A 4,857-nucleotide genomic window follows, 5' to 3' on the forward strand; every position below is an offset into this window, starting at 1 on the left:
AATCAACGCACTCTAAAACCGGAAGGGCCCGTAAACCCTTTATGTTTTTCGCGCACAGCGGTTTTTAGCGACGCACCCTATAGGTTTTCCGCAGAACTTATATGTGTTTCTGTGCACCCCATATGTTGTCTGTTTTAGCGGTATTTCGTTGTTAATTCCGCACGCGCGCATCAAATGGTTATTTATCGACGACACTCCGTCGAGTTCAAGTTCAACGTGTAACGCGAGGCGTTAATGACGTTTCGCGTTATTGGGGGTAGGTTGAAGAGCGCTGTCTCTAACTCGGGTTTTCGTTCGGCCTCGGTCCATTCCGCTACCTCGTGTGAAGAATCTGCAAGCGGTATCGAACCGTTGAACTATTAGGTTCCCCCACAGTTCCCGTGCCTGCACGCATCGAGAAGGACCAGGTGGTGAACTCGAATGACTCGCCTGGTCCAACGTGTGTGCGCTCGGCGCGTGGTTTAACCCTTATAAGACTTGCCGGTCACAGCCTCAGCGTTTCGCTCGTGCAGCCCGCAGGCCGTTCAAGATCACGATGACTTCGGCGACTTCGTGTACCAACACGACGGCGGCCAGGCCCAGTACACCGCTGATCGCCAGTGGCATCAACACGATGATGATGGCCAGAGACAGCACGATGTTTTGGTTGATGATCCTGCTGCCTCGGCGGGCGTGCTGCAGCGCCTGCGGGATCAGCCGGAGGTCGTGGCCAGTGAAGGCGACGTCAGCGGACTCGATCGCGGCGTCAGAGCCGGTTGCTCCCATCGCAATGCCCACCGTTGCGCCCGCCAGTGCCGGCGCGTCGTTGATGCCGTCGCCGATCATCGCCGTCGGCGTCTTGGAGGAGAGTTCGGCGACGATGCTTGCCTTGTCCTCCGGTCGCAGCTCGGCGCGCACGTCGTCGATTCCGGCGATTTCAGCCAGCGCCCGGGCGGTGCGAGTGTTATCGCCGGTGAGCATGCTCACTTCCACGTCGTTGTCGTGCAGGGACTGCACGGCATCGGGCACCTCGGGCCGCAACTCGTCGCGCACCCCGATCGCCCCGGCGAGAGCGTCATCGACGGTGACTAGGACGCAGGTCTGGCCTTCGGACTCCATGCGCTCAACGTCCGCCTTCAGTGGCCCGGCGTCGATCCATCGGGGGCTGCCGACCAGCACCCGTCGGCCTTCGACGGTGCCGCCGATGCCATGACCGGCTTCCTCGCTGATATCCAAGGCGGTGGGCGCTTCGGGCTCCGCTGCCACGATCGCCGCGGCGAGGGGGTGCGTCGATTGCTGCTCAACCGCCGCCGCGAAGGAAAGCACCTGCGCCCGATCGAATCCGTCTGCCGGGACCACTCCGGTAACCTCGGGCTGGTTGCGGGTAAGGGTTCCGGTCTTGTCTACCGCTAGGTGACGGATGCCGCCGAGTCGCTCGAACGCCGCGCCGGACTTGATGACTACTCCGAACTGGCTGGCCGCGCCGATCGCGGCCACGACCGTCAGCGGCACGGAGATTGCCAGCGCGCACGGCGACGCTGCGACCAGGACCACCAGCGCACGGGTGATCCAAGTCTCGGGGTCGCCCAACAGCGAGCCGATCACGCCGACCAGCACCGCCAGGATCATCACCCCGGGCACTAGGGGTTGGGCAATTCGGTCGGCGATCCGGGCGCGGTCACCCTTCTCCGCCTGCGCCTGCTCGACGAGGTCGACGAGTGTGGTCAGCGAGTTGTCCGTTCCAGCTGCGGTCGTCTCGACCTCCAGCACACCGGCGGAGTTGATCGCTCCCGCGGGTACCTCGTCGCCGGGCGCAACCTCCTCCGGAATGGATTCTCCGGTGATCGCTGAGGTGTCAAGGCTGGAGCGTCCGGACCGAATGATGCCGTCCGTGGCGATCCGCTCCCCGGGGCGTACGACCATTAGCTCGCCAACCTCAAGGTCCTTCGCAGCGACCTCGGCCGTCGTACCGTCGCGCAGCACGGTCGCGGTTTGCGGTACCAGCTTCAACAGTGCCCGCAGTCCGCCTTGGGCCCGGTCCATCGCCTTGTCTTCAAGCGCCTCGGCGATCGAGTACAGGAACGCCAGCGCCGCGGCCTCTCCGACGAAACCAAGGATCACCGCGCCGACCGCGCTGATCGTCATAAGCAAGCCAATGCCGAGCTTGCGCTTCGTGACAAGGTTCCGGATCGCTCCAGGTGCGAACGTGTAAGCGCCCAACAGCAGGCCAAGCCAATACAGTACCGTTGCGGGCGTCTCCAAGTCGGACCAGTCCAGCGCCAGTCCTGTAATGAGGGCTACGCCGGAGAAGATCGGTAGCAGTAGCTCGGGGTCCTTCCACCATGGCCGATCGAGCTCTTCGATCTCCGTGGCGGGTTCGTGTTCGCATCCACATGCTGAACTCATGCGTCCGTTCCTTTCTCGCCGCAGCCGGGCACCGAGCACTCGGTGTCGATGCAGGGGGCATTCTCGTCGACGGCCAGCGTCGCGTTGACCAGCGCTTCGAGCGCCGCCGCGAGGTGCGGATCGGCAATTTCGTAGCGGGTCTTACGGCCCTCCGGCTCAGCGACGACGATGCCACAATCGCGTAGGCAGGACAGGTGGTTCGAGACGTTCGAGCGGGTCAGATCCAAGCTTTGCGAAATCTCGGCCGGGTAGCCCGGACCGTCGAGTAGGGTCATCAGGATTCGGGAACGCGTCGGATCAGCCATGGCCCGGCCGAGCCGGTTCATGACGTCGAGGCGCGAAGCAATAGTCAGCATGTGCTGAACAATACAACGTGTGTTGAACTATTCAAAATGCACTGAACTGACGGTTCCGCGAAGGTCCTGCGACCTGCAGGAATTAGTCGATGGGATAGCAGATGACTGATCCTTTGTGGTTCGGCTGCCACCCAACGCGGGAGCGACGTGATCGGCGGGGTCAGTTCAGCATTCGAATCAACGACCAGTGGCGGATCTGTTTTCGGTGGTCCGCCGCGGGGCCAGAGGAGGTTGAGATCGTTGACTACCACTGACAAGCTCCCTCCGGTTCACCCCGGTGAGATCCTCATGGAGGACTTTCTCAAGGAAATGGGGATCACCCAGCACAAGCTCGCCGTCTCCATTGGCGTTCCGCCCCGCCGGATCAACGAGATTGTCCACGGAAAGCGGGCTGTAACCGCGGACACTGCTCTTCGCTTGGCTAAGTTCTTCGGAATGAGCCCCCAGTTCTGGCTCGGGTTACAGGCTCAATATGACTTGGACGTGGCGGAAGACAAGATCCTCTCGGAAATCGAGCGGATTCAACCGGTCCAAGCTGTCTCAGCGTAGCGGTTACCCGAACCAGGTCCGTCAGCGTGAGGATATGCACGCGGATGGTTCGAACTAGGAAATTTGGGGCTGCCGTCGCGTGGACTTGAGTTCCGAGCGCCGCTTTTTCGCTTCGAGACGGCGTCGCACCGAGCTCTGCGTCGGCTTGGTCCTGCGCCGCGGGGGAGGAAGCGGAGCGAGCGCCTCGCGCAAGAGGGCGGCCATGCGTTCGCGTGCCTCGGTGCGGTTGCGTACCTGCAATCGCTGGGTCGATGCGGTAACGGTAAGGACGGTGCCGTCTAGGCGGTGCTCGAGGTTGTGAAGGACGCGGCGACGCTGGGCGTCGGAAAGCGATGAGCACGTAGCGATATCGACGGAAAGCTGCACTTTGCTGTCCGTAGTATTGACGCCTTGGCCACCTGGTCCCGACGACTTCGCGAACCGCTCCGTCAGGTCGGCGGCGACGATGACCAGACCCCCGGGGATCCCTGGGCCAGGCGCGATGGTCAGGTCGTTCATACCGCCCAGCTTAGTTAGAGTTGCTTCCGGATCAGACCCGCCGTGCGAGATCAGGGTAGTGTACGACCACGCCGCCACCGTCGACCTCCAACTCGACGTCGACTCCCCGTGTTCCACTTTCATATCGGACAGTTTCAGAATCGATGGAGCTGTAGTACTGGTCTGATGCGATCACCTGGAGGGACGGTATATCAATCCAAGCCATGATCAGCTGCGTTTTCGGAACCTGAGTCTCAAGCAGCGTCAAGCGACGAATAGGCATTGTGTTGGTGAGAGGGCACAGACCGAGATCGCAATCGAGTGCGGCTTTCAGATCGGCTGACTGGACGATACCGGGGGAGGGCAGATCTCCAGGCTGGGCGCCCTCTTCATTGGTTTCCGCCGACCACACGCCTTGCTCGGACCTAAACAGCTCGAGGCTTCGCCCCCATCCGTCGCCTTCAACGTTCACCGACACACGTTCAGTCACCCAGTTCTCCGCGGCGCGCAGCTCCCACGTGGCCTCGTATCCATCGCCGTATTGCACTCCGGAAGCGGTCAAACCGGCTCTTAAAAAATGAACTGCGGCCTAGTTCCGGATGAGGGGAATCTCGACATGCTCCCACTTATACGTGCGCTTCATGGTGAGGATTTTCCCACGCTTGATGGTGCGAAAAGGCAGGTAGCTTTCGATTTGGACCACGTACCGAGGACGAGGCATACCGGCAGAATGGTGTATTCAGTAAGTCCGCGACGCAGAAGAATCCCATGAATGAGAGCACGGCCAACGTGCCCGTTGCCGTCTGCAAAGGGATGAATCGTTTCAAACTGAGCGTGAGCAATTGCGGCCTGGATGAGAGCACCGTGCGAAGCGCCATCGAGGTAAAGACATAAGTCGTCCACGAGGTCATGGACTAGGCCTGGGGGCGCTGGGATGAACTCGGCCCCAATGGGTGTGTGGTTACTTCCACCAATCCAGTTCTGAATAGTGCGAAGACCAGTGGGGATAGAGCCCTTCTCCCCCATCAACTCTCTTTGGAGCTTTTCAAGAAGGCCGATTGTTCAGAAGACTGAAATGGTAGCGGTGTGG

At 61.1% G+C, this 4,857-nt stretch carries 5 protein-coding genes and 2 pseudogenes; 2 read left to right on the forward strand and 5 right to left on the reverse strand.

What is annotated here, in order from left to right; all coding sequences use genetic code 11:
* Positions 1-492 precede the first annotated feature (492 nt).
* Positions 493-2,385 carry a heavy metal translocating P-type ATPase gene (locus HMPREF2993_RS11290; RefSeq protein WP_016423157.1) on the reverse strand — a complete coding sequence of 631 codons (1,893 nt, stop codon included), beginning with the start codon at positions 2,383-2,385 and terminating at the stop codon, positions 493-495.
* Complete coding sequence (locus HMPREF2993_RS11295) at positions 2,382-2,741, reverse strand: Cd(II)/Pb(II)-sensing metalloregulatory transcriptional regulator CmtR (protein WP_005530797.1); 360 nt, start codon at positions 2,739-2,741, stop codon at positions 2,382-2,384. The genes HMPREF2993_RS11290 and HMPREF2993_RS11295 overlap by 4 nt, the downstream gene beginning before the upstream one ends.
* 149 nt (positions 2,742-2,890) lie before the next feature.
* Between HMPREF2993_RS11295 and HMPREF2993_RS13240 the strand changes: the two are divergent.
* Positions 2,891-2,995 (forward strand): annotated as a pseudogene (locus tag HMPREF2993_RS13240) (type II toxin-antitoxin system RelE/ParE family toxin); the annotation flags it as partial.
* Positions 2,982-3,290 (forward strand): HigA family addiction module antitoxin, encoded by a 309-nt coding sequence (locus tag HMPREF2993_RS11300; RefSeq protein WP_083279048.1) that lies wholly within the window; start codon positions 2,982-2,984, stop codon positions 3,288-3,290. The pseudogene HMPREF2993_RS13240 and the gene HMPREF2993_RS11300, both read left to right, overlap by 14 nt.
* A gap of 54 nt (positions 3,291-3,344) precedes the next feature.
* Here HMPREF2993_RS11300 and arfB read toward each other — a convergent pair whose 3' ends face one another.
* The 3 genes and pseudogenes from arfB to HMPREF2993_RS13245 form a co-directional block, all read right to left on the reverse strand.
* Positions 3,345-3,788 carry an alternative ribosome rescue aminoacyl-tRNA hydrolase ArfB gene (arfB, locus tag HMPREF2993_RS11305; protein ID WP_070702436.1) on the reverse strand — a complete coding sequence of 148 codons (444 nt, stop codon included), beginning with the start codon at positions 3,786-3,788 and terminating at the stop codon, positions 3,345-3,347.
* A 31-nt stretch (positions 3,789-3,819) separates the two neighbouring features.
* Positions 3,820-4,329, reverse strand: a complete 510-nt coding sequence (locus tag HMPREF2993_RS11310) for a putative glycolipid-binding domain-containing protein (RefSeq protein ID WP_246822439.1) — start codon at positions 4,327-4,329, stop codon at positions 3,820-3,822.
* Positions 4,330-4,460: 131 nt separating this feature from the next.
* Positions 4,461-4,817, reverse strand: a pseudogene (locus HMPREF2993_RS13245) (Fic family protein); the annotation flags it as partial.
* Positions 4,818-4,857 lie beyond the last annotated feature (40 nt).

The sequence above is a fragment of the Corynebacterium sp. HMSC068G04 genome (genome assembly GCF_001814885.1).
Classification (GTDB): Bacteria; Actinomycetota; Actinomycetes; order Mycobacteriales; family Mycobacteriaceae; genus Corynebacterium; species Corynebacterium hiratae.